General features: G+C 69.9%; 21 protein-coding genes. 14 read left to right on the plus strand and 7 right to left on the minus strand.

Translation table 11 applies throughout. The features are described from left to right. From AC07N1_RS03550 to AC07N1_RS03565, 4 genes are all read left to right on the plus strand, one after another. Complete coding sequence (locus tag AC07N1_RS03550; protein WP_494670541.1) at positions 1-2058, plus strand: hydantoinase/oxoprolinase family protein; 2058 nt, start codon at positions 1-3, stop codon at positions 2056-2058. Between the two features lie 3 nt (positions 2059-2061). Continuing rightward, positions 2062-3945, plus strand: a complete 1884-nt coding sequence (locus tag AC07N1_RS03555; RefSeq protein WP_494670542.1) for a hydantoinase B/oxoprolinase family protein — start codon at positions 2062-2064, stop codon at positions 3943-3945. Between the two features lie 12 nt (positions 3946-3957). Continuing rightward, positions 3958-5151, plus strand: a complete 1194-nt coding sequence (locus AC07N1_RS03560; RefSeq protein WP_494670543.1) for a CaiB/BaiF CoA transferase family protein — start codon at positions 3958-3960, stop codon at positions 5149-5151. A 76-nt stretch (positions 5152-5227) separates the two neighbouring features. Further along, entirely contained in the window at positions 5228-5860 is a 633-nt protein-coding gene (locus AC07N1_RS03565; protein ID WP_494670544.1) for an isochorismatase family protein, read from the plus strand. On the opposite strand, the gene AC07N1_RS03570 is transcribed toward AC07N1_RS03565, so the two are convergent. From AC07N1_RS03570 to AC07N1_RS03580, 3 genes are all read right to left on the minus strand, one after another. After that, positions 5857-6336: an SEL1-like repeat protein gene (locus tag AC07N1_RS03570; protein WP_494670545.1), complete on the minus strand. Its 480-nt coding sequence runs from the start codon at positions 6334-6336 to the stop codon at positions 5857-5859. The two genes, AC07N1_RS03565 and AC07N1_RS03570, sit on opposite strands and share 4 nt — an antisense overlap. A 35-nt stretch (positions 6337-6371) precedes the next feature. Continuing rightward, positions 6372-6860, minus strand: coding sequence for an SEL1-like repeat protein (locus tag AC07N1_RS03575; protein WP_494670546.1), 489 nt, complete (start codon positions 6858-6860; stop codon positions 6372-6374). A gap of 72 nt (positions 6861-6932) precedes the next feature. Continuing rightward, entirely contained in the window at positions 6933-7547 is a 615-nt protein-coding gene (locus tag AC07N1_RS03580) for a TetR/AcrR family transcriptional regulator (RefSeq protein WP_494670547.1), read from the minus strand. Between the two features lie 168 nt (positions 7548-7715). Here AC07N1_RS03580 and AC07N1_RS03585 point away from each other — a divergent pair, with 168 nt between their 5' ends. From AC07N1_RS03585 to AC07N1_RS03595, 3 genes are read left to right on the plus strand one after another with little or no spacing between them, the layout of a single operon-like run. Beyond that, entirely contained in the window at positions 7716-9125 is a 1410-nt protein-coding gene (locus tag AC07N1_RS03585; RefSeq protein ID WP_494670548.1) for an efflux transporter outer membrane subunit, read from the plus strand. A 23-nt stretch (positions 9126-9148) separates the two neighbouring features. Then, a complete protein-coding gene (locus AC07N1_RS03590) occupies positions 9149-10297 on the plus strand; it encodes an HlyD family secretion protein (protein WP_494670549.1) in 1149 nt (382 codons plus the stop codon). A 40-nt stretch (positions 10298-10337) separates the two neighbouring features. Then, the gene (locus AC07N1_RS03595) at positions 10338-11891 is read left to right on the plus strand and encodes a DHA2 family efflux MFS transporter permease subunit (protein WP_494670550.1); all 1554 of its coding nucleotides are present in this window, start codon (positions 10338-10340) and stop codon (positions 11889-11891) included. 187 nt (positions 11892-12078) lie between these two features. Here AC07N1_RS03595 and AC07N1_RS03600 read toward each other — a convergent pair whose 3' ends face one another. The 4 genes from AC07N1_RS03600 to AC07N1_RS03615 all read right to left on the minus strand — a co-directional run bounded on the left by AC07N1_RS03600 (position 12079) and on the right by AC07N1_RS03615 (position 17966). Beyond that, complete coding sequence (locus AC07N1_RS03600; protein ID WP_494670551.1) at positions 12079-13338, minus strand: histidine-type phosphatase; 1260 nt, start codon at positions 13336-13338, stop codon at positions 12079-12081. 173 nt (positions 13339-13511) lie between these two features. Further along, the gene (locus tag AC07N1_RS03605; RefSeq protein WP_494670552.1) at positions 13512-16409 is read right to left on the minus strand and encodes a TonB-dependent receptor; all 2898 of its coding nucleotides are present in this window, start codon (positions 16407-16409) and stop codon (positions 13512-13514) included. 115 nt (positions 16410-16524) lie between these two features. Beyond that, a complete protein-coding gene (locus tag AC07N1_RS03610; RefSeq protein WP_494670553.1) occupies positions 16525-17466 on the minus strand; it encodes a FecR family protein in 942 nt (313 codons plus the stop codon). After that, the gene (locus tag AC07N1_RS03615; RefSeq protein WP_110119698.1) at positions 17463-17966 is read right to left on the minus strand and encodes an RNA polymerase sigma factor; all 504 of its coding nucleotides are present in this window, start codon (positions 17964-17966) and stop codon (positions 17463-17465) included. Before AC07N1_RS03615 ends, AC07N1_RS03610 begins: the two co-directional genes overlap by 4 nt. A 324-nt stretch (positions 17967-18290) precedes the next feature. Here AC07N1_RS03615 and AC07N1_RS03620 point away from each other — a divergent pair, with 324 nt between their 5' ends. The 7 genes from AC07N1_RS03620 to AC07N1_RS03650 form a co-directional block, all read left to right on the plus strand. Beyond that, complete coding sequence (locus tag AC07N1_RS03620; protein WP_494670554.1) at positions 18291-19325, plus strand: hypothetical protein; 1035 nt, start codon at positions 18291-18293, stop codon at positions 19323-19325. Next, the gene (locus AC07N1_RS03625; RefSeq protein WP_494670555.1) at positions 19322-19921 is read left to right on the plus strand and encodes a hypothetical protein; all 600 of its coding nucleotides are present in this window, start codon (positions 19322-19324) and stop codon (positions 19919-19921) included. Before AC07N1_RS03620 ends, AC07N1_RS03625 begins: the two co-directional genes overlap by 4 nt. Beyond that, positions 19914-21689: an OmpA family protein gene (locus tag AC07N1_RS03630; RefSeq protein ID WP_494670556.1), complete on the plus strand. Its 1776-nt coding sequence runs from the start codon at positions 19914-19916 to the stop codon at positions 21687-21689. The genes AC07N1_RS03625 and AC07N1_RS03630 overlap by 8 nt, the downstream gene beginning before the upstream one ends. After that, positions 21686-22153 (plus strand): hypothetical protein, encoded by a 468-nt coding sequence (locus AC07N1_RS03635; protein WP_487290794.1) that lies wholly within the window; start codon positions 21686-21688, stop codon positions 22151-22153. Before AC07N1_RS03630 ends, AC07N1_RS03635 begins: the two co-directional genes overlap by 4 nt. A 36-nt stretch (positions 22154-22189) precedes the next feature. Continuing rightward, complete coding sequence (locus AC07N1_RS03640; protein WP_487290793.1) at positions 22190-22924, plus strand: hypothetical protein; 735 nt, start codon at positions 22190-22192, stop codon at positions 22922-22924. Between the two features lie 21 nt (positions 22925-22945). Beyond that, positions 22946-23503, plus strand: a complete 558-nt coding sequence (locus AC07N1_RS03645) for a hypothetical protein (RefSeq protein ID WP_487290792.1) — start codon at positions 22946-22948, stop codon at positions 23501-23503. Continuing rightward, a partial coding sequence (locus AC07N1_RS03650) for a hypothetical protein (RefSeq protein ID WP_494670557.1) occupies positions 23500-23781 on the plus strand: 282 nt, incomplete at its 3' end. The genes AC07N1_RS03645 and AC07N1_RS03650, both read left to right, overlap by 4 nt.

Below are 23781 nucleotides of genomic sequence, written 5' to 3' on the forward strand. Positions count from 1 at the left end.
ATGGCTTACCGATTGGGCGTGGACGTAGGCGGGACCTTCACCGACCTGCTGTTGCTGAACGAGGCGACGGGCGACTTCTGGCGGCACAAGACGCCGTCGACCCCGCATGACAGCTCGGTCGGCGTGATGACCGGCGTCAACGCGGTCTGCGAAAAGGCCGGGGTCAAGCCTTCGGACGTCGACGTCTTCCTGCACGGCACCACCGTGGCCACCAACGCCGTGCTCGAGGGCAAGGGCGCCCGCGTCGGCCTGGTGACCACCGAGGGCTACCACCAGGTGATGCAGATCGCCCGCTCGCTGGTGCCGGGCGGTCTGGCCGCCTGGATCATCTGGCCCAAGCCTGAGCCGCTGGCGAAGCTGGAAGACACGGTCGAGATCAAGGGCCGCATCGACGCGGCCGGCAAGGAGATCCGCCCGCTCGACGAGGCCGACGCCCGCGCCCAGCTCACCAAGCTGAAGGACCACGGCGTCGAGGCGGTGACCATCGCCCTGATGAACGCCTACCTCAACGGCTCGCACGAGCGCCGCGTGGCCGAACTGGCCGCCGAGATCCTGCCGGGCGTGCTGGTCTCGCTGTCGCACGAGGTCCTGCCGGAGATGCAGGAATACGAGCGCACCCTGACCACCGTCGCCAACGCCTCGGTCCGCCCGGTCGTCTCCAAGTACGTCAAGAATCTGCGCGACAAGCTGCGGGGCCTCGACATGCAGGGCCGCATCGCCCTGCTGCGCTCGGACGGCGGCCTGATGTCGTCGGAGAAGTCGGAAGAGCACCCCGTCAGCTTGCTGATGTCGGGTCCCGCTGGCGGCGTCACCGGCGCCCTGTGGGTGGCCCGCAACTCGGGCCTGAAGAACATCCTGACCCTCGACGTCGGCGGCACCTCGACCGACGTGGCCCTGATCGAAAACGGCGAGCCGCGCCGCGTGCGCACCACCGACGTCGGCCACCTCACCGTCCGCGCCTCGTCGCTGGACGTGAAGACGGTCGGCGCCGGCGGCGGCTCGATCGCCAAGGTGCCGGAACTGACCCGCGCCCTGCGCGTCGGCCCCGAGTCGGCCGGCGCCGCGCCGGGTCCGGCCGCCTACGGCAAGGGCGGCACCGCCCCCACCGTCACCGACGCCAACGTCGTGCTCGGCTATCTGCCCGAAGACCTGCTGGGCGGCGCCTTCAAGCTGGATCGCGAAGCGGCCCGCACGGCGGTGCAGACCATCGCCGACGCCCTGGGCATCGACCTCTACGAAGCCGCCCGCGGCATCATCGACATCGTCAACGAGAACATGTTCGGCGCGCTGCGCATGATCTCGGTGCAGCAGGGCTACGACCCGCGCGACTTCGCCCTGATGGGCTTCGGCGGCGCCGGCCCCCTGCACGTCAACGCCGTGGCCAAGCTGATGGGCTCGTGGCCGGCCGTATCGCCGGTCTCGCCGGGCGTGCTGTGCGCCCTGGGCGACGCCACGACCCGCATGCGCACCGAGACCGCCCGCTCCTATTCCAAGCGGATTTCGGCGGCGACCGAGACCGAGGTGCTGTCGTTCTTTAACGAGATGGACGCGCAGATCCGCGCCACCCTGAAGGCCGACGGCGTCGCCGACGCCGAGATCGAAACCAGCTTCGAGATCGACATCCGCTATCACGGCCAGGCCTTCGAAGTGCCGATGGTCGTGACCCTGGACATGCTGAACGCTGGCGGCCTGGCCCGTCTGGCGGCGGCCTTCGACGAAGAGCACCGCCGACTGTTCACGTTCAACATGGACGCCGAGCATGAGTTCGTGAACCTGCGCGCCGTAGCCGTGGGCAAGGTCCAGGAAATCCCGACGCTCGAGATCGAAAAGGGCGACGGCGATCCCTCGCGCGCCAAGATCCGCGACCACGAGGTCTGGGCCGACGGCGGCATGAAGCCGGCCGCCATCTATGACCGCTCCAAGCTCCGCGCCGGCGACCGCATCACGGGTCCGGCGATCATCACCGAGATGGATTCGACCACCCTGGTGCTGCCCGACTGCGAAGCCGTCGTCGACGTCTACGGCGTCATCCTGATCAACCCTGCCAAGGAATCCTGAGCCATGCCCGCGCGCATCCTGGAAACCAATTCCACGCCCTTCGGCAAGGTCGCCGTCGATCCGGTGACGCTCGACATCATCGAGAACGCCCTGCGCAACGCCCGCGTCGAGATGGACGCCACCCTGTTCCGCACCGCGCTGTCGCCCGGCATCCGCGAGCAGGGCGACGCCTTCCCGCTGATCGCCGACCGCGACGGCCGCATGGTGGTGGGCCAGTTCGGCTCGTTCATCGACGGCTTCCTCAAGGGCTATGACGGCGAGATCGAGGAAGGCGACATCATCCTCGTCAACGACCCCTATTCGGTCGAGGGCGCGATCAGCCACACCTCGGACCAGCTGTGCATCGCGCCGATCTTCCGCGACGGCCGGCTGATCGCCTGGTCGGCGATGTTCGGCCACATGACCGATGTCGGCGGCAAGGTGCCCGGCTCGCTGCCCACCGACGCCAACTCGATCTTCGAGGAAGGCTTCCGCCTGCCGCCGGTGAAGCTGTATCGCAAGGGCGAGCTGCAGAGCGACATCGTCCGCATCGCCGCCCACCAGTCGCGCATGCCCGAGTGGTTCAAGGCCGACCTGCACGCCATCGTCGCCTCGTGCCGCGTGGCCGGCCGCCGGGTGGTCGAGATCTGCGAACGCTTCGGCGACGACGTCTTCAACTCGGCCCTGACCGAGCTTCTGGCCCGAAACCATCGCGCCATGGCCCACCTGATCTCGACCGCGATCGGCGAACAGCCGGTGTCGTTCGAGGACTACATCTGCGACGACGGCAAGGGCGCTGGTCCGTTCAAGATCAAGTGCACCATGTGGCGCGAGGGCGGCAAGGTGGTGCTCGACTTCGACGGCACCGATCCGCAGTCGGAAAGCTCGATCAACTTCCTGCTGAACGAGAACATGTTCAAGATGTTCTTCGGCATCTACATGATCATGGTCTTCGACCCGCAGATCCTGTTCAACGACGGCTTCTACGACCTGGTCGACGTGCGGATCCCGGAAGGCAGCCTGCTGAAGCCGAAGTTCCCGGCCGCCCTGTCCTGCCGCACGCACGCTCTGGGCCGCATCTTCGACGTGCTGGGCGCGCTGCTGGGCCAGAAGACCCCGGAATTCCTGTGCGCCGCCGGCTTCTCGAGCTCGCCGCACCTGATGTTCTCGGGCTTCGACGGCAAGGGCGAGTGGTTCCAGCTGTTCCAGATCGGCTTCGGCGGCATTCCGGGCCGTCCGTTCGGCGACGGCGCCGACGGCCACTCGCTGTGGCCGGGCTTCACCAACGTTCCGAACGAGTTCCTGGAACGCTACTTCCCGATGGTCATCGAGCGCTACGCCAGCGTGGCCGACAGCGGCGGCGCCGGGCGCTTCCGGGGCGGCAACGGCATCCACATGACCTACAAGTTCACGGAAGCCGGCACGATCGCCATCCACGACGACCGCTGGTTCGTGCCGCCTTGGGGCGTCAACGGCGGCGCGCCTGGAGCGCGTTCCTGGAAACGCCTGGACAAGGCCAATGGCGAGAGCATCGCCCTGCCCTCCAAATGCGACGGCATCCAGGTCGACAAGGGCGACCTGCTGCACTTCGTCACCTGGGGCGGCGGCGGCTGGGGCGACCCGCTGGAACGCGAGGTCGAGCTGGTCGAGCTGGAGGTCGCGCGCGGCCTGGTCAGCGCCGAAGGCGCCAAGCGCTACGGCGTGGTGCTGGACGGCGCCGGCAAGGTCGATGCGACGGCCACCGAGGCCCTGCGGGCCAAGATCCGGTCCGAGCGCGGCCCGCTGGAGGTGTTCGACCGTGGTCCGTCGCTGGACGAGCTGCGCGCCTCGTGCCTTGCCGACACCGGCCTGCCCGCGCCGCGTCCGCCCGTGTGGCGCAACGCGCCGCTGGCCCTGGCGGCGGAGTAGGTTTTAAGCGTCATGACGGTTGAAAACACTGGTCCCCTCAAGGGCCTGCGCGTCGTCGAGATGGGCCAGCTGATCGCTGGTCCATTCTGCGGCCAGTTGCTGGGCGACATGGGCGCGGACGTGATCAAGATCGAGCCGCCCGGCAAGGGCGACCCGATGCGCGACTGGGGCCGCGGCGACTATCCGCTGTGGTGGGAGGTCGTGGCCCGCAACAAGCGCACGGTCTCGGCCAATCTGCGCGTGCCCGAGGGCCAGGCCCTGGCCCGCAAGCTGATCGCCACCGCCGACATTCTCATCGAGAACTTCCGGCCGGGCACGCTGGAGGGCTGGGGCCTGAGTCCCGAAGCCCTGCACGCCGAGAACCCGGGCCTGATCATCGTGCGGGTGTCAGGCTACGGCCAGACCGGTCCCTATGCCGACCGCGCCGGCTTCGGCGGCATCGGCGAGGCCATGGGCGGCTGGCGCCATATCGTCGGCGACCCAGACCGCGCGCCCTCGCGCATGGGCATCTCGATCGGCGACGCCCTGGCGGCGACCTACGGGTGCCTGGGCGCCCTCGCCGCCCTGCGCCACCGCGACAAGACGGGTGAAGGCCAGGTGGTCGACAGCTCGCTCTACGAGGCGGTGCTGCAGGTGATGGAAAGCCTGGTCCCCGACTACAAGGTCATGGGCTACATCCGCGAGCGCTCGGGCTCGGTGCTGCCCGGCATCGCCCCGTCGAACGTCTATCACTGCAAGGACGGCGACTACCTGATCGCCGCCAACCAGGACACGGTGTTCGGCCGCCTGTGCAAGGCCATGGGCCAGCCCGAACTCGCCCAGCACCCAGACTACGTCAACCACGTGAACCGTGGCCGCAACATGAAGGCGCTGGACGCCCTCATCGAAGAATGGACCAAGACCCTCACGGTCGACGAGGTCGAGGCGGCGATGATCGAGGCCGGCGTGCCGGCCGGGAAGATCTATCGCGCGCCCGAGATGCTGGCCGACCCGCACTTCGCGGCCCGGGAGTCGATCGTCACGCTCGACCACCCCCGCTGGGGCGAGCTGCCCATGCAGAACGTCATGCCCAAGCTGTCCAAGACTCCCGGCGTCGTCCGCGCCATCGCCTCGCAGGCGGTGGGCCAGGACAACGGCGCGGTCTGGGGCGAGCTGGGCATCTCGGAAAGCGAGCTGAAGGCGTTCGCCGAGCAGGGGGTGGTCTAGGACCTCCCCCATCCTCCACAGTGAATATCGAGAGTCAGCTTGGATCCCCGCCCTGGCGGGGATGCACGGAGTAGAAATGGCTGAAGACCTGGACGCGGACTACCACAAGGCTGGCTTCGGCGGGCGCCTGGCCTTCGGCAAGAGCCCGGCCCTGCTGATCATCGACGTTGTCGACGCCTATCTGCTGCCGGACTCGCCGCTCTATGCCGGCGTCGAGGCGGCCCTGGCCAGCAACGCCCGCCTGCTGCAGGCGGCGCGCAAGGCGGGCATCCCGGTGATCCTGACCAACGTCGTCTACCAGGCCGGCGTCGGCGGCCGCGACGGCGGGGTGTTCTATCGCAAGGTGCCGGCCCTGAAGGCCTTCCAGGAAGGCTCGCCGCTGGGCGCCTTTCCCAAGGAGATCACCCCGATCGAGGGCGAGATCGTGCTGTCCAAGCAGTACGCCTCGGCCTTCTTCGGCACGCCGCTGGCCTCGACCCTGCGGGCCATGGGCGTCGACACCGTGATCATGGGCGGCTTCTCGACCTCGGGCTGCGTGCGAGCCAGCGCGCTCGATGCCCTGCAACACGGCTTCATCCCGTTCGTGGTGCGCGAAGCCTCTGGCGACCGCGACGAGCGGGTGCAGGAAGCCAACCTCTTCGACCTTCAGGCCAAGTACGCCGAGGTGGTGTCCGAGGCCGAGGCGCTGGAGCTGATCGCCAAGGCTTAGCGCCAGAGCGCCGCCAGCTCCGCGTATCCGGCCTCGCCGCCACAGGTCTCGACAGCCTTGGCCGAGCGATCGCGAGCCGCCAGGGCCTTGGCGCAGGCGCGGTTGGCGGCGACCTGGGGTTCGACGACGTCGTAGCTTGGCGCGTTTTCACGAAACACCTTCTCGCCCTCGAGGTCGAGCGGCCCACGGTCCGTCCGCGGCAAGGCCCCGCGCGAAGCCGTCGCCGCCTTGCGCAGACGCTCGGCCTCGACCGGGTCGCGCTCGACGCCCTGGCCGTTCTCGTACAGCAGGGCCAGCGCCAGCTGGACCTTGGCGCTGGGGCCGGCGGCGCGGTCGCGCAGCTCCTGGGGCGAGGTGGTGAGCGCCAGCTTCAGCGGCTCCAGTTCGGCGCGCCGGTCCTCAGGAGAGGTCGCGCAGGCCGTCATCAGCAGCGCCGTAGTCACAAGGGCCGCGATCGGCGTGATCGTCTTCGACAAGGCTTTCTCTCCCCTTCTTCCTGAATTGATGCGGCTCAGCGCCGCCAGCGGGCCGCCAGTTCCGCGTGGTTTGCGGCGCCCCCGCACGTCTCGATCGCTTCGGGCGAGCGGTTGTCGGCGGCCAGGACGCGCGTGCAGGCGACATTGGTCGCCGCCAGAGACGGCGCGAGGGCGTAGCGCGGCACGAAGATCGTCGAGACGCGGCCGGGCTTGCCGTTCAGGCCGGCGATGTAGGTGGTGATCGGCGTCGATCCGCGCACCGCCGTGGCGGCCTTGCGCAGGCGATAGGCCTCGACCGGATCGCGCTCCACGCCGCCTTGGCCGTATTCATAGAGGAGCGAAAGGCTCAGTTGGGCCGAGGCGTCGTTGTGCGCGGCGCGGTCGCGCAGCACCTCCGGCGGGATCGTCAGCGCAGCCTGCAGGGGACCAAGGTTAGCCACGCGCGCCTCCTGCGAGGTCGCGCAGGCCCCCAGGGCGACCATGGCGAGGCCGAGGACGACCGTCCGCGCGATCCCGTTCGACAAGGTCAGCCTCCGCACGCCAGAACAACTCCTGAGTGCAAGACTATCCCAGAACGCGCGAGGCGCAACCGCCCGTCAGGCCTTGGCCGGCTCCACGCCGTATGCCCGCATGAACACGTCGACGGCGGCGTCGACCGTCTCGTCGACCAGTGACTGGGGAAGCTCCTTCAGAACGCCTTCCAGCAGGCGATAGAAGGGTCCCGCCTCACACAGGGCCTGGAAATGCATGGCCGCCTGCCAAGGATCGACCCGTCGCATCTTGCCCTGGTCCATGAACCACTCGAAGCGGGCGGTCATCCTGGTCCAGCCGCGCTTGGGGCCGTTCTCGAAGAACAGCTTGCCCAGGTTCGAGCGCGCGCCTTCGGCGATGATCATCCGCCGGAAGGCCAGCACCTCTTCGCTGGACAGGAACGACAGGAAGGCGCGGCCGAACTTGTTCAAGGCCTTGCGCAGGTCGTCCTCGGTTTCGAAGGTGGCGAACACCGGATCGATGATCTGGGCGCCCTTCTCCAGCATGGTGGCGACGAAGAGGTCGTCCTTCGAGGCGAAGTAGCTGTAGAGCGTCTGCTTGGAGCCGCCGGCCCGGGCCGACACCTCGGCCATGCTGGCGCCCAGGAATCCGCGCTCCAGGAACACCGCCTTGGCGGCCTCCAGGATGCACTTCCGCTTCTCCTCGGTCTTGACGCGCACGCGCTCTCCTCGCTTCCCCGCAGCCGGGTTTCATGGCCCAGTCGTTTTCTGGACCAGACTGTACACTTTTCGCTTGACGCCGTCACGTCAAGTTATATTTAGACCGTCCTGTACGGTTTGATATCGAGCAATTCGATGGCGCACTTGTCCCTCCCCCAGAAAACCACATTGAAAACTACCCTCGCGGCCCTGCTCGCGACCTCGGCCCTGGCGGGCTGTGCGGCCGTGCCGACCCTGCCGCCGGCCCAGGCGATCAAGGCGCCCGACGCCTACGCCTCGCGGCAAAGCCTCGCGGCCCCTGCCGCCGACTGGCCGACCGACCGCTGGTGGGCCGCCTATGGCGACGCCCAGCTCGACGCCCTGATCGAAGAAGCCCTGGCCGGTTCGCCCGACCTGGCCGCCGCCCAGGCCCGCGTCGCCAAGGCCGAAGCCCTCGCCGGCCAGGCCCGTTCGGCCACGCTGCCCAGCCTGTCGGCCAACGCCAACTACGCCTCCGTCAAGCAGAGCTACCACAACGGCTTCCCGGCCGCTTATGTGCCCAAGGGCTACAACGACAGCGGCCGCGCGACGCTGGACTTCGCCTGGGAGCTCGACTTCTTCGGCAAGAACCGCGCGGCTCTGGCGGCCGCCACCTCGCAAGCCGAGGCCGCCAAGGCCGAAGCCGCCGAGACGCGCCTGGTTTTGTCGACCAATGTCGCCGCCGCCTATGCCGACCTCGCCCAGCTGTTCGCCGACCGCGACGCGGCGGCCGACGCGGTGAACACCCGCGAGCAGACGGCCCAGCTGACCGCCGACCGCGCCGCCAACGGCCTGGAGAACCAGGGCTCGGCCGAGCAGTCCAAGGCCGCGCTGGCCTCGGCCCGCGCCCAGCTGGCCGCCTCGGACGAAGCCGTCGGCCTGACCCGCAACCGCCTGGCCGCCCTGCTGGGCGCCGGTCCCGACCGGGGCCTGTCGCTGGAGCGTCCGAAGGTGGGCGCGCTGAAAGCCTTCGGCCTGCCGCAGAACCTGTCTGCCGACCTGATCGGCCGCCGCCCCGACGTCGTCGCCGCCCGTCTGCGGGCCGAGGCCGCCGCCCAGAGCGTCAAGAAGGCCAAGGCCGAGTTCTACCCCAATGTCGACCTCTCGGCCTATTTCGGCCAGCAGTCGCTGGGCCTGGACATGTTGACCAACAGCGGCTCGCGCATCGGCTCGTTCGGCCCGGCTATCCGCCTGCCGATCTTCCAGGGCGGCGCCCTGCGGGCCGGCTATCGCGGCGCGGCCGCAGACTACGACGCCGCCGTCGCCAGCTATAACGGCGCCCTGTCGCAGGCCCTGAAGGACGTCGCCGACGCCGCCGTCAGCGCCCGCGCCCTCGACGCCCGCCTGGGTGAAAGCCGCAAGGCCGTCGAAGCCTCGTCGGCCGCCCACGACATCGCCCTGCAGCGCTATCGCGGGGGCCTGGCCACCTACCTCGACGTCCTCACCGCCGAGGACGCCCTGATCGCCAACCAGCGGACCCTCGCCGACCTCGAGACCCGCGCCTTCACCCTCGACGTGGCGCTCGTGCGCGCCCTCGGCGGCGGCTACCGCGCCGCCTGACCCGTTTCCCGGAGCATCCCCCAATGTTCGATTCCGAAGTCTCCGCCGACGCCCAAGCTCAAGCCGCGGCTGCCAAGGCCGCCGCCGGCGCCAAGCGCAAGAAGCTGTTCGCCGGCCTCGCCGCCGTCATCGTCGTCGCCGGCGCCGGCTATGGCGCCTACTACGCCCTGGTCGGGTCGCACCATGTGGAGACCGACAACGCCTATGTCGGCGCCGACACCGCCCAGGTGACCCCGCTGGTCGGCGGTCCGGTGCGCAGCGTCGCCGTCCACGAGACCCAGGTCGTCAAGCAAGGCGACGTGCTGGTGACCCTCGACGACAGCGACGCCCGCATCGCCCTGGCCTCCGCCCAGGCCGATCTTTCCCGCGCCGAGCGCCGGGTGCGCGGCTATCTCGCCACCGACCAGAGCCTGGCCGCCCAGATCGCCGCCCGCGACGCCGACCAGACCCGCGCCGCCGCCAGCCTGACCTCGGCCCAGGCCGACCTCGAGCGCGCCCGCGTCGACCTGGACCGCCGCAAGGCTCTGGCCGCCACTGGCGCCGTTTCGGGCGACGAACTGACCCGCGCCCAGAACGCCTATGCCAACGCCCAAGCCGCCTTCGCCTCGGCCAAGGCCTCGCAAGCGCAGGCCCAGGCCAACCGCGCCGCCGCCGCCGGCTCTCTGGCCGCCAACGCCGTGCTGACCTCCGGCGCGACCGTCGACGCCAACCCGGAAGTCGCCGCCGCCCGCGCCAAGGTCGAGCAGGCCCAGCTGGACCTGTCGCGCACCGTCATCCGCGCGCCGATCAACGGCGTCGTGGCCAAGCGCAACGTCCAGATCGGCCAGCGCGTCGCCGCCGGCTCGCCGGTGATGCAGGTCGTTCCGATCGGCGCGGCCTATGTCGACGCCAACTTCAAGGAAGGCCAGCTGCGCAAGGTCAAGATCGGCCAGCCGGTCGAGCTGGAAGCCGACCTTTACGGCGGCTCGGTGAAGTACCACGGCAAGGTCGCCGGCCTGTCGGGCGGCACCGGCGCGGCCTTCGCCCTGATCCCGGCCCAGAACGCCACCGGCAACTGGATCAAGGTCGTGCAGCGCCTGCCCGTCCGCGTCGCCATCGACCCGGCCGACCTCAAGGCTCACCCGCTGCGCGTGGGCCTGTCGATGAAGGCCACGATCGACACCCGCGGCTAAGCCCCACTCCGAGCCCCAATTCCGAGCAAGGACAGCCGTCATGGCCAGCGCTCAAGCCGCCTCCGCAAGAGCGGCCTCCGAACCCGCGCCGCTCAGCGGGCCGGCGATGATCTTCGCCGGCCTGATCCTGGCCGCCGCCAACTTCCTGGTGGTGCTCGACACCACCATCGCCAACGTCTCGGTGTCGAACATCGCCGGCGCCCTGGGCGTCTCGCCGAGCCAGGGCACCTGGGTCATCACCTCCTACGCCGTGGCCGAGGCCGTGGTCGTGCCGCTGACCGGCTGGCTTTCGGCCCGCTTCGGCGCGGTCAGGGTGTTCGTCTTCGGCATGATCGGGTTCGGGATCTTCTCGTTCCTGTGCGGTCTTGCGCCGTCGCTGGGCTTCTTGGTGCTGTTCCGCATCCTGCAGGGCGCCTGCGGCGGCCCGCTGATGCCGCTGTCGCAGACCCTGCTGCTGCGCGTCTTCCCCAAGAAGCACGCCGCCGCGGCCACGGGCCTGTGGGCCATGACCACCCTGGTCGCCCCGATCCTCGGGCCGATCCTGGGCGGCGCGCTGTGCGACAGCGTCGGCTGGGCTTTCATCTTCTGGATCAACGTGCCGATCGCCATCGCCTGTTCCTGGTTCGCCTGGAACCTGCTGAAGGCCCACGAGACGCCGCTGGCCCGCGCGAAGGTCGACCTGGTGGGCCTGGGCCTGCTGGTCGTCTGGGTCGGCTCGCTGCAGATCATGCTGGACCTGGGCAAGGAGCACGACTGGTTCTCCTCGCCGCTGATCATCGGCCTGGCGCTGGTCGCCGCCGTCGGCTTCGTCGCCTTCCTGATCTGGGAGCTGACCGAGGAGAACCCGATCGTCGACCTGCGGGTCTTCCGCCACCGCGGCTACACCGCGGCGGTCATAACCCTCAGCGTCGCCTTCGGGGCCTTCTTCGGCATCAACGTGCTGAACCCGCTCTGGCTGCAGCAGAACATGGGCTACACGGCCACCTGGGCCGGCTACGTCTCGGCCCTGCTCGGCGTCACCGCCGTATTGGTCGCCCCGCTGGCGGCCGGCATGTCGGCCAAGTTCGACGCCCGGCGTCTGGTCTTCCTGGGCCTGATGTGGATGGCCTTCATGACCTTCTTCCGGGCGCAGGCCAACCAGCAGATGGGCTATTTCGACATCGCCCACTGGCTGCTGTTCCAGGGCTTCGGCATGCCGTTCTTCTTCGTCCCCGTGACCGCCCTGGCCCTGGCCAGCGTCCGGGTCGAGGAGACCGCCAGCGCCGCCGGCCTGATGAACTTCTGCCGGACACTGTCAGGGGCCTTCGCCACCTCGGTGGTGACCACGGTCTGGGCCGACGGCGCCAGCCGCAACCACAACGAACTGTCGGGCGTGCTCAACGGCGCGCAGTCGACAATGGACCAGCTGCAGGGCGTGGGCCTGACGCCCGAACAGGCGCGCGGCACGCTGGACAACATGGTCCAGAGCCAGGGCGTCATGCTGGCCACCAACCAGGTGTTCATGGCCATGGCCGCCCTGTTCGTGGTCGCCGCCGTGATCGTCTGGCTGGCCCCGAAGCCGACCCGCGTGGCCGACACCTCGGCGGCGCACTAGAGCAAATGGGGGAGCGGCGAAGGTCGCTCCCCTCTCCTGCACTCCCGTCATTCCCGCCCTTGTGGCGGGAAACCCTCTGTCAGCCGCACGGGCCGGAGGGGCGGACCGCTGGCGGTCCGCTTGCGAGGCGCCTGCCAGCGGACCCAGGGGTTCCCGCCACGAGGGCGGGAATGACGGGAGGTGGGGGTTAGTGGGTGATCGCCCCCTTCACCACCGCCGCGAACTTCTCCACCGGGCAGTCATAACCCGCTCCGGCCTGGCTGCAGCCCGGCACGAAGATCGGCGAGGCTTCCGGCGGAGCGGCCAGGGTCAGGGCCTTCTTCTCCCGCAACTGCGACAGGCTCTGCACCGCGTAGCGCACGCGGATCACCCGCACGCCGTCGGCGCGCTTCCAGCGCTCGAACACCAGGTTGCCGCCCGGCGCGATCTGATTGGGCTGATAGCCCGGCGCGGCCCATTCCAGGCCAAGCAGCCCTCCCAGCATGGCCAGGGTGCCGTCGTGGCCGACGATCACCACCATCTTGGAATTGGGATCGCCGATGGCGTCCTTGCCTGGCTTGGTCTCCAGCGTGGCGAGAATACGCGAGGCCAGATGGCCGGCGCCGGTGCGGGCCACTTCGTGCGAACGCAGGCGCAGGTCGAACTCGGCCTGGTGCAGCGGGAAGACCCGCAGCAACGACGCCTCGTCGAGGCCCTTCCAGCCGAGGCCCGCGAAGTCCTGGCCGTCGGCCCAGGCCATCAGCAGGCTTTCGGTGACGCCCGACGCGAAGGCCTCGGGGCCGGCGATCCCCACCGTCTCGTCGGCGTCGTCGGAGAAGGCCGGGGCCTCGTCATAGACGCGGCGCTTGCCGTCGGCCTTCGGGCACGGGGCGGCGTCGCATTGCATCAGCAGCTCGTCGAGGCTGGCGATGGCGTCGGCGTGGCTGGCGCTCCAGGCGGCGAGGCTGCCGCCCACGCGGCCGGCGACCGAAGCACGGGCCAGGGCGAGGTCGGGCTTGGCGACGCTCGCCTTCACCGGCTCGAACAGCGGATCGATCTTGCCCTCGCCCACCGTGTGGACGTCCACCGCGCAGCCCGGCGACAGTCCCTCGCCCAGCGCCTTGGCCGTGGCGATCGTGCGCTGGGTGACATTGGCCCAGTAATAGACCGCGCCGCAGTCGGCGCCGGCCAGCAGGCCCTGCTTGGCGTAGAGATCGCGATAATAGGTTCCGAACAGGGTGGAAAGCGCCCCGCCGTTGGCCGTCAGGTGGCCGGCCGGAACGCCGAAGCGCGGCCAGGGTCTGGCGGTGGCCGTCTCCAGGCGCTCGGGGCTGGACATCGCCGCGCGCACGCCGTGGCGGCTGAGGATCACCACCTTCTCCAGGGTGTCGCCGGGCTGCTGGGCGGCGGCGGGCGCGGCGACCAGGGCGGTGACGGCGAGGGCCGTTAGGCGGGCAATCAGACGCATCGAAACTCCCGGAAAACAAAAAACGGCCCGCACGGCGGAATCGCGCGGGCCAGTGAGGGGATCGGGTCGGAGGAGGTCAAGCAAAGCTCCCCTCCGTCATGCGAGATCGCCTCCCTGGCCGCCCCGTCGGGCAGCCAGGAAGAACGATACTCCGTAAGCGGAGCAGTTGAACTCTAGAACTTCGCCCGCAGGCCGAAGCTGACGGTGCGGCCGTACTTGGTGTAGCCGCCGAACCAGCCGCCCTTGACGAACTGCCACTGGGCCGCGTCGGTCAGGTTCTGCCCTTCCAGCGCCGCGGTGATCTGCGGCGTGATCTTGTAGCTGACGCTGGCGTCCAGCGAGCCGAAGGCCGCGTCGTTGAGGGCCGACAGGCCCGCCCCGCCGACATCCTGCAGCACGTCGTCCACCCAGCTGTAGCTGGCCCGGGCCGCGATGCGGTCCTTCTCGTAGAAGCCGGTCAGGTTGAAGCTGTTCTTGGCGACGTTGACCATCTCGTCCTTCAGCGTCGCCGAGTAGGTCGCCTCGGTGTCTGTGTAGGTGTAGTTGGCCAGGAAGCCGAGGCCGTCGAACGGCGCGGGCAGGCTCTTGAACAGGTGCTGGTAGGCCAGCTCGACGCCCTTGATCGTCGCCTGGCCGCCGTTGGTCGGCGAGGTCAGCTGGTAGGTCTGGCCGTCGACGACGATGTTGGTCTTCTGGCTGTAAACGAAGGTGGTGATGTCCTTGTAGAAGGCGCCGGCGATCAGGGCGCTGCCGGGGGCGAAGTACCATTCCAGCGTGGCGTCGTACTGCCAGGCCTCGAACGGCTTCAGCTCCGGATTGCCGCCCACCGCCGTCAGCACCGTGCCCGAGGAGTTCAGCGTCAGGCGCGGGGCCAGATCGGCCAGCGACGGACGGGTGATCACCTTGGCCACGGCGACGCGGGCCTGCAGGGTGTCGGTGATGTCAAGGGCGAAGTTGGCCGTCGGCAGCACGTCGGTGTAGCTCTTCTCGTAGCGCACCGGCAGGGCGGCGCTGCCGTTGTCGGCGTGGCCGGCCGAGACCTGCTTGGTGTTGGCCACGCGCACGCCCACCTCGCCGCGCAGCGGCAGGTCGGCGATCCTGGTGTCGAGGTCGGTCAGGGCGTAGCCGGCCAGGATCTCTTCCGACACGAAGTAGGAGTTGCGCTTGTCGGCGCGCGCCGTGCCCAGCTGGCTCTTGTCGGCCAGGGCCCAGAACTTCTCGGGGTTGGGCATCACCCAGGTGCGCGGCAGATTTCCGCCCACGTCGCCGAGGAAGTCGCTGACCGGGAAGGCCTCGAAGTAGCTGGCGTCGAAGTATTTGCCGGCCAGATTGGTCGTGTAGTTGATGTCGGCGCGATTATAGGTGCGCTCGCGCTCGCGGAACTTCACGCCGAAGGCGATGCGGTTGAACGGCCCCCATTCGACCGGACGCTCGGCGTCGGCCTGCAGGGCCTTTTCGAGATCCAGCGAGTCGTTGACGCGGTACTCGATGCGGCGGAACGGCAGCAGCGAGGGATTGGAAAGGTTGGTCGTCGCCAGGGTGACGCTCGGCAGGTCCTCGTCGTCGGCCTTGGTCATGTTGAAGGTCGTCTGGCCGATCGAGCCCAGCAGACGCGTACGGGTGATCGGCTTGGAGGTCTCCGAATAGGCGCGGGCGTAGGCCGCGTCGCCCGAGAAGGTCCATTCGCCGATCCGCTGCTTGCCGTTGACGGCCAGCATCAGGTTGTCGTGCGCCAGGTCGCTGACCTCGCGGCCGATCTGGCTGGTCGAGGTGACCGTGCCGCCGACCAGGGTTCCGTCGCGCACCACGGCCGAGCCGGGAACCAGGGTCGAGACCGTCTGGTCGACCGAATAGGTCAGTTCGTCATAGTGGTCGTCGAGGTGGGTGTAGCTGGCGTCGAAGGTGATCTCGGTGGCGTCGGTCGGACGATACTGGGCCGAGAACACCAGGCCCTTGCGCTCGCGATCCTCGCGCTCGAGGGTCGGGCGGATGGCGGTCGGATAGAGGCTGATCCCCTGCGCCGCCAGGCTCTTGCCCAGGGTCGTGGAGGTGTCGACATAGCTCCAGCCCACGCCGGTGACGCGGTCCTGGCGCAGGGTGCGCTGGTCGTAGACCAGGGCCAGCAGCGCGCCGAAGCTCTTGTCGTCATTGACCCAGCTGATCAGGCCCGAGGCGCGCGGGTCGGTCTTGCCGGCCAGTTCCGGATGGCTGGCCGTCACCGAGGCGGCCATGGTGTTCTTGCCCAGGGCCAGGGGGCGAAAGGTCTTGATGTCGACCACGCCGCCGATCGCGCCCTCGTCCAGCGAGGCCAGCGGGGTCTTGCCGACCTCGACGCCGGCCACCAGCTCGGACGGCAGGGTGTCGAAGCGGAACTGGCGGCCGCTCTGGCCGCTGTCGCGCATGTTCTCGTTCACCGCGGCGCTGCGGCCGTTGAGGGTGACGATCTGGAAGTTGGGGCCGAGGCCGCGCACGCGGACGAACAGGCCCTCGCCGCGGTCGCGGGTGATGGCGACGCCCGGCACCCGTTGCAGGGCCTCGGCGATGTTGTTGGACGGGAACTTGCCGATGTCCTCGGCCGAGATGGCGTCGACGACGTTGGCGGCCTTACGCTTGTCGGCCAACGCGCGCGCCAGCGAGCTGGCGAAGCCGCCGGTGACGACGATCTCCTCGACGGCGGCGGGCTCTTCAGCGACCGGCTCGGCGGCGGCCGGAGCCGACGCGGCCTCGGCGCGGGCGACCGGGGCCGGGGCGGTCGAGATCTTCTGGGCCGCCGGGCGCAGCACCGCCGCGCCGCCGTTGCGCACATAGGTCAGGCCGGTGCCGCGCAGCAGTTGGGCCAGGCCGCTCTCGGCGTCGACCTCGCCGCGCACGCCGCCGGTGCGCTTGCCCGCCAGCAGGGCCGGATCGGCCAGCACTTGCAGGCCGGTGGCGCGCGAGAAGGCCGGAAGGGCCGTCGACAGGTCGCCGGCCGGGATGGCCAGGGCGGGCTTCTGCGCGGGCGCGGCCAGGGCCGGGCTCGCCGTCAGCAGGGCGGCGGCGGAGGCCGTGCCGAGCCAGATCTTGAAGGTCATCGTCTATCCCCGAGTTCGCGCGGCGTGAGGCCGGCTTCGGCGGGAAAGACGCCGGCGCCCCGCCTGTCAGGACAGGGAATTTTGTGAAGTTTCCACGACGGGGTCAGCGACCCCCTCAACGGGTGAGGACGAGACCGCCCTCGCCTTCCCTCACCTTGAAGCCGTGGACGAGGGCCAGATTGCGCACCAGGGCGTCCGGATCGTCCATGCGGAAGCGGCCGGCCACGCGCTGGCGGCCAAGGTCCTCGCCCTGGACAATGATCGGCGTCGGCGAGGCCCGGTTCAGTCGCTCGACCAGCCGCGCCAGGGTCACCCCGTCGGTCTCCAGCCAGCCCGAGCGCCAGTCGTCGCCCGCCGGGTCGAAGGCCCTGACCTTGGACAGCCGCCCCTCGGTGGCGAAGGCCCGCTGGCCGACGGTCAGTTCGGCCGTGCGATGGATCAACCCCTTGGGCGCCAGCCGCACGCGGCCGCGATGCACCGACAGCTCCACCCGCCCCGGGCCGCGCTCGTGGCTGAGCTCCAGGTCGAAGGCCGTGCCCAGCACCCGGGCCGAGCCCTCGGCGGTCTTCACCGTGAACGGCCGCGCCTCGTCGTGGGCGACATCGAAGAAGACCTCGCCCTGGGCCAGGGCGACCTCGCGACGTTGCGACCCCATCCGGACCGACAGCCGGGTGCCGCCGTCCAGCGTCACCTTGGTGCCGTCGGCCAGGGCGACGGTGCGGTGCTCTCCCCTGCCCGTCTCGAAGATCGTGGGCGTCACGGTCATCAGCTGCAGCTGGGGCCAGGCGATCACCGCGGCCAGGGCGCAGGCTGCGACGAGGCCGCCGGCCAGGCCCGCGATCGGCCCGGCCCGCCGGGCGCGCACCGCGCGGCGCTGTTCGCTGAGCGCCATGGCCTCGGACAGGGCCGCGTCCTGGCTGGTGGTCCACAGCTGGTCGAAGGCCTGGGCGTTGGCCGCGTCGGCGGTCCGCCAGGCGGCGAAGCCGGCCTCGTCGCGGAAGGCCGGGTCCATCCGGCGGGCGGCCCACAGGGCGGCGGTGCGGCGGGCGCGGCTCATCGGCGGCCTCCCGCGCGACGCTCGGCCTTGGCCACTTCGCGATGCAGCTGCTCCAGCGCCCGCACCACGTGCTTCTCGACGGCGGCCTCGTTCATGGCCAGGGCCGCGGCGATCTCGCGCGTCGTCTGACCGTGCAGGCGCCGGCGGATGAACACGTCGCGGCGCAGCGGCGGCATGGCGTCCAGCACCTTGCCGAACACCTCGACCTTCTGGCGATGCATGAGGATCTGCTCCGGCGCGGGGGCTTGGCAGGGAATATCGTCGTCCAGCGCCTCGACCGGCCGGCGCTTGCGGCTGCGGAAGTGGTCGCGGACGAGGTTCAGGGCGATGCGGTAGCCAAGCGCCGCCCGGTCGGCGACGGTGCGCGCCTTCTCGTAGGTCAGCAGCCGCGCGAAGGTCTCCTGCACCAGGTCGTCGGCCGCCGCCGGGTCGCGGGTGCGCCGGACGATGAAGTGGTAGAGCTCGTCGCGCTGGGCGCGCAGGCTGGCCAGGTCGGTCATGACGCGACGCGCCAGGCGCGGACGCGAAGGAATGCGGGCTCCGGAAACATGGGCCGGCGCTAGCACGGCTTCATGACAGTTGTTCCGCCGCGACCTCGGGAACTCGGCCGGCCGTGATCGTCCGCACACGGGCGAAAGCACCTGGTGCGAATTCACCACGTGCGATGTTTCAAAGCTTTACAAACAATTGCAACTCTGACACGAGTCCAGCGCCACGCCAACCAGAGCGTGGATCGCCCGGTCGAAACCAGCCTCAGGGAGGGATTGGTGCTCGAGTCGTCGGTGTACCCCAGCGTAGCGTCCCAGAGCGCAGATCTTCCGAGCGTGGAGCCCGCTGACCTGCTGGTCACCGGCATCGGCGGCGCGACGCCCAAGGCCGCGTCGGTGCTCAGCCAGGCCCTCGACATGCCGGTCGAGACGGTGGTCGACGCCCTCTATCGCGCCCCCGCCCGGCTGCTGGCCGGACTGCCGGCGGCCGACGCCGCGCATCTGGCCGGCGTCATCCGCACCCTGGGCGTCGAGGTGGCCGTGACCCCGGCCGGCCCCGCTCCGGCCCGCGCGCCGGCCATGGACCTGGCCGGCGAACTCATCGATCTCGACGCCGCCGACGCCGTCGCCCAGGCCCTGGGACGCTTCCTCGGCATGGAGCCGAACGCCGCCCTCGACCTGCTGCTGACCCCGCCGGGCGTGATCCTGGGCAATGTCACCGAGGCCACGGTCCGGGCGCTGGAAGCCGCCCTTCCCGCCGACGCCGTGCGCCTGACCGCCAGCCGCCCCGACACCGCGGGCTTCGCGCTCTTCGCCAGCGGGCTGTCGCCTTTGCAGGTCGGCATACTGCGCCCACGCCTGCCGGCCGGGGCCGAGATCGCCGCCGGCGGTTCTGCCACCGTGTTCGACCTGACCCGCGGCGAGGCCGACGGCCTGTGGCGGCGGCTGAAGGCCCCCGAGCAGGTGCGGATCATCGACCAGGCCTTCCTGCGCTTTTCCATCGAACTGGTCGCCGCGCCGGACGACGCCGCCGAGGCGCTGGAGGCCCTGGCCGGCGTGCCGGTCGAGGACTACGACCTGCTGCGCCAGGCCCTGCCGGTTCCGATCGAGGCGGGCGTCGCCTTCGCCGATCTCGAAGACCGGATGGCCGCCTACGAGGCCGCGAACCTGCATGTGCGCGCCGAGCTGGAGACCTTCGCCCACCAGGCGCTGGACATCCTGTCGGCCCCGGCCGCCCTGCTCGCCGAGTTCAGGCTGGCTGGACCCGCGCCTCTGGCCACCCCGCCGATGCCCCGCCCCCACGCCCGCCTGCTGCGCCATCGGCTGGAAGCGGCCGGCGCCGAGGTGCTGTTCGCCCAGGTCGCCCCATGACCGGCCAATCGGTGAGCGCCCGTCCCGACGTCCATCGCCTGCACGCCGGCGTCGCCGAGGCCGGCAAGCTGCTGGCCCTGAAGGGCCGCCACGACGAGGCCCTGGCCAAATACCGCGAGGCCCTGCGCCTGGCCCACGGCGTGCGCGCCCCGCAGATCTTCGCCCGCCACTACCTGCACTGCGTTCTGGAAAGCCTGGAGCGCACGGGCGCTCATGATCAAGCCGCGACCCTGGCCGGCGAGGCCGCCAGCAGCGCCGCCGCCGAGCTGGGCGACGGCACGCCCAGCGACTTCCAGCGCCGCGACCGCGCCTTCCTGCTGGAGCGCCTGGGCGTCAACCGGCTGAAGGCCGGCGACGTGGCCGGCGCCCGCGACGGCCTGGCCGCCGCCCTGGCTTTGGACGAAGGCCTGGGGCTGGCCCGCGACCTGCTCGCCTGGACCGCCCGGGGCCTCGGCGTCACCGCCGCCCGGCTGGCCGAGGCTCAGCGCGCTCACGGCTACTGGACCGTGCGCGCCGACACCGTCGATCGAACCCGCGTCTGTGAATCCCCCGTGTCGCCCCGGGAGCCGATGAGCAAGGAACCGATGCATGGCTGACGAGAACCCCATCGAGAAGATGACGCCCGGCCAGATCCTGGCCGACGCCAGCGTCGCCGAGTTCATCAAGGCCATGGGCCTGTCGATCGCCGACGCCCAGAAGGCGCTCGACCTCAACAGCCTGGCCCAGGTCGGCGAGTACGTGGAGCCCCGCCCAGGGCTGGGCGGCAAAAGCCTGCTGCAGCTGGGGCTGTCGCCGCCCTTCTATCACTACCAGCACGCCGACCTGACGGTCTCGATGCAGCTGACCATGAAGGTCGGCGAGGCCAGCGCCTTCGGCATCGGCGGCAAGCTGGACTTCGGCTTCGGCCAGGGCGGCCCGCAATCCCCGGCCAACGCCCGCGAGGCCCAGATCACGCTGAAAAGCCTGCCCGCCAGCGTCACGGTGGACGGCGCCAAGACCGACGCGGCCGGCGCCGACCTGGAGTCCGCCGCCGAGGCCGTGGCCCAGAAGCTGCGCACCCCGGCCGGCAAGTTCGAGCGGGCCTATGTCGAGGCCCAGCACACCAAGGTGCAGTTCAAGCTCGACCCCGACACCGCCAAGAATCCGATCAAGACCGACAGCGGCGTGGCCTTCTACGGGGCCGGCGAGTCCAGCGTCGGGGTGATCCGCATCGTCGAGACGCCCACGGCCGGCGCCAGCGAGGACTTCGTCCTGGCCGCCGGCAAGACCGCCAACGTCAAGAGCCAGGCCAACGCGCTGCTTTACGCCCGCGCCGTGGTGTCGGCGATCAACGCCCTGGGCGGCTTCAAGGCCAAGCTGCAGCGCGATCCGGTCGGCTCGACCCTGCCCGTCGGCGGCGGCACCCTGGGCATCGCCCTGTTCGACAGCGGCAGCTCGGTGCTCAAGCCCGCCGCCACCGAGGAACTGGGCCTGCTGGCCCGCACCCTGCGCGACAGCGGCTCGGTGGTCGACGTCGTCGGCTTCACCGACCGCGTCGCCTCGCAGGACTACAACATCAAGCTGGGCGAGGACCGCGCCAACGCGGTCGCCAACTACCTGAAGAGCAACGGCGTCCCGGCCGCCCAGATCCGCAAGGTCGAGACCAAGGGCGAGGACCGCTGGATCGGCGCCACCGACGAGGTCTCCAACCAGCAGTTCCGCCGCGCCGAGGTGCTGCTGGCCGACTCCAACGACCTGCTGATCATCGTCGACTCCGCTGGAACCCAACTGCAGGCCACGCCCACCCCCGACAAGACCGGCGGCAGCGCCAGCGGCAACGGCTTCATCATCGTGCGTCACTTCACGGCCCAGGCCGTCGACGCCACGGCGGTCAAGGTCGGGGCCTCCGACACCTCGGTGGCGATCAGCGGGGCGGCGGTCAATTCCGGCGGCTCCAACTTCGCCGGCGACACGCCCGAGGCCTACGCCTTCAACCTGACGCGCGACGTCAACGCCGGCAGCGCCACACACGGCGTGCGGGCCACGCGCCAGGGCGGGGTCGTCACCTTCGCCGACGCCAAGGACGTGGTGCTGATCAACCTGGTCACCCTGTCGGCCAACGACATCGCCCTGTCGGCCGCCGACGGCGCCAGCATCACCAAGGCCCTGGCCCCCATCGCGGCCGGCCCGACGGCAAGCGGCGACAAGCCTAAGATCTCGGTCGCCGTGGGCTTGGCCGTCGACTACCGCACCAGCCGGCAGTTCGAGCAGTCGGTGAACGGCAACAGCAGCATCTCGGCCCGCATCGTCGCCGTGCCCGCGCCCGTCGAGTTCCTCGACGAGATCAAGACCTATCTGACGCCAGCCCCGACCCCGACGCCATGAGCGAAACCGCCGCCGTCACCCGGCAGCTGCTGTCCGCGCCGCTGCCGCAGATCATCGAGCGCCTGGGCGTCGCCATCGCCGAAGCCCAGGCCGCGCTCGACCGCAACAGCATCGCCACGGCCCAGGCCATGGCGACGACCGACATCGAGATCGGCGGCGAGACCCACAACCTGATCTCGCTGGGCTTCACGCCCACCTTCTACAGCTTCACCGAGGCGACGGTGGAGGCCAAGCTCTCGTTCAGCATGACCGAGAGCACCGAATTCGGCGTCTCGGCCGGCGCGACCGTCGGGGTCAACACCGGCTTCGTCATGGTCGCCGCCTCGGTCAACGTCAGCTACGCGCGCAAGTTCTCGGTCAGCGCCGAGGGCATGAGCTCGATCGCGGCCCGGCTGGTCAGCCTGCCGCCCCCCGAAATCCTCGAAAACCTGCTGCGCAGGATCAGCGAACCCACCACCGTTTAGGAAGGAGACGTCATGCCGTCGATCGGAAGAGAGCTGTTGAACGTCCCCATGGGGGACATGATCCGCCAGATGGCCTTCGCCATCGCCGAAGGCCAGATGAAGCTCGACGCCAACAGCATCGAGGTGGCCGAGATGATGGGCGGCCTGCAGGTCGTCACCGACGACGAAGGCAACCAGACTTTCGACGACAGCCGGATCTTCTTCGGCTACGACCTGATGACCGTCCAGCAGGCCGAGGCCTTCATCGCCACCGACGACGCGATCTCCGGCGGCAATATCGACGCCCTGTCCAAGGTCATCGCCAACCAGAAGAAGAACGCCCAGGACAACGGCGAGAGCCTCGACACCACCCTGATCCGGGTGCCGACCCGGCTGTCGATGCTGGAGCTGGGCTTCTCGCCCACCTTCTACCAGTTCGTCGACACGATCATCGAGGTGAAGATCGCCATCAAGTTCACCTACACGCGCGAGACCACCCGCTCGTCGCGCGACACCAACCAGACCAACACCAAGAGCAACAGCTTCTCGTTCAAGCTGTTCCGCGGCAAGTTCGGCTCCAGCAACACCACCCAGGTCTCGACCAGCCAGGTCGACGCCTCCTACTCGGCCAAGTACAGCTACACGGCCGAGGGCTCGAGCCTGCTGCGCACCAAGCTGGTGCCGATCCCGCCCCCGGCCATCCTGGAAGAGCGGATTCGTCGCCAGCTGGACGAGGAGATCGAGCGCCGCAAGCGCCTGCTCGACAAGTCGCTGGCCGAAAACAAGAACTAAACCCCGGACGGAGAACGTCCCATGAGCGTGGGCCAAGAACTGCTCGCCGTCCCCTTCCCGGAGATGGTCCAGCGCCTGGGTGTGGGCATAGCCACGGCCCAGCTTCAACTCGACCTCGTCTCGCTGCGCATCGCCCGGCTGATGGCCGGCTACGACGAGGACGCGGACGAGGAGAAGGAAGGCGACGGCGCCAAGTCGAAGACCTATCTGGTCAAGTTCGGCGACGGCCAGGAATACAGCCTGCTGGAGCTCGGCTTCACGCCGACCTTCTACCAGTTCGTCGATACGGTGATCGAGCTGAAGATGTCGATCTCGTTCAAGTCCGAGACCGAGATCAAGCGCAGCAGCAGCAACACCTCGGTCAAGGCCGGGGGGCTGTGGACGCCGTTCGGCGGCGGCGGGGCGGTCAGCGCCAGCAGCGTCAGCGCCAGCTATGCGGCCAAGTACCAGTACAGCGCCGAGGGCTCGAGCCTGATGCGCACCAAGCTGGTGCCGATCCCGCCGCCGGCCCTGTTCGAGGAGCGCGTGCGCGGCCTGATCGAGCAGCGGCGCGCGGCCGAGCAAGAAGGCTCCGGATGAGCGATCCGCCCTGGAAGGACGCCCTGCGCCGCGCCAAGGCGCCGTCTCCGGCCGCGCCGGTCCGCGCGGCCGCGCCCTCGCCTGCATCAGGGGCCGCCCGCGGCGCCGATCCCTCGACCCTGTCGCCGAACCTGGCGCGGCTGATGGCCGAGCGGCAGGCGCTGGAGTCGCGGATGTCCCAGCTGACCGGCCAGGGCGCCCTGGGCGATCCGCGCTACGCCGTCACGCCGCTGGATCGCCGCCGGGCCGAGCTGGACCGCTGGGGCGCGGGGCGCGAC

This window comes from Caulobacter sp. GW821-FHT09B11 (assembly GCF_059418205.1).

Excerpts from the sequence above, each read along its gene's own strand:
- AC07N1_RS03635 (WP_487290794.1), top strand. The coding sequence starts at position 21,686 with ATGAGCGAAACCGCCGCCGTCACCCGGCAGCTGCTGTCCGCGCCGCTG.
- AC07N1_RS03565 (WP_494670544.1), top strand. The coding sequence starts at position 5,228 with ATGGCTGAAGACCTGGACGCGGACTACCACAAGGCTGGCTTCGGCGGG.
- AC07N1_RS03615 (WP_110119698.1), bottom strand. The coding sequence starts at position 17,966 with ATGACCGACCTGGCCAGCCTGCGCGCCCAGCGCGACGAGCTCTACCAC.
- AC07N1_RS03555 (WP_494670542.1), top strand. The coding sequence starts at position 2,062 with ATGCCCGCGCGCATCCTGGAAACCAATTCCACGCCCTTCGGCAAGGTC.
- AC07N1_RS03630 (WP_494670556.1), top strand. The coding sequence starts at position 19,914 with ATGGCTGACGAGAACCCCATCGAGAAGATGACGCCCGGCCAGATCCTG.
- AC07N1_RS03645 (WP_487290792.1), top strand. The coding sequence starts at position 22,946 with ATGAGCGTGGGCCAAGAACTGCTCGCCGTCCCCTTCCCGGAGATGGTC.
- AC07N1_RS03610 (WP_494670553.1), bottom strand. The coding sequence starts at position 17,466 with ATGAGCCGCGCCCGCCGCACCGCCGCCCTGTGGGCCGCCCGCCGGATG.
- AC07N1_RS03625 (WP_494670555.1), top strand. The coding sequence starts at position 19,322 with ATGACCGGCCAATCGGTGAGCGCCCGTCCCGACGTCCATCGCCTGCAC.
- AC07N1_RS03595 (WP_494670550.1), top strand. The coding sequence starts at position 10,338 with ATGGCCAGCGCTCAAGCCGCCTCCGCAAGAGCGGCCTCCGAACCCGCG.
- AC07N1_RS03590 (WP_494670549.1), top strand. The coding sequence starts at position 9,149 with ATGTTCGATTCCGAAGTCTCCGCCGACGCCCAAGCTCAAGCCGCGGCT.
- AC07N1_RS03550 (WP_494670541.1), top strand. The coding sequence starts at position 1 with ATGGCTTACCGATTGGGCGTGGACGTAGGCGGGACCTTCACCGACCTG.
- AC07N1_RS03605 (WP_494670552.1), bottom strand. The coding sequence starts at position 16,409 with ATGACCTTCAAGATCTGGCTCGGCACGGCCTCCGCCGCCGCCCTGCTG.
- AC07N1_RS03600 (WP_494670551.1), bottom strand. The coding sequence starts at position 13,338 with ATGCGTCTGATTGCCCGCCTAACGGCCCTCGCCGTCACCGCCCTGGTC.
- AC07N1_RS03560 (WP_494670543.1), top strand. The coding sequence starts at position 3,958 with ATGACGGTTGAAAACACTGGTCCCCTCAAGGGCCTGCGCGTCGTCGAG.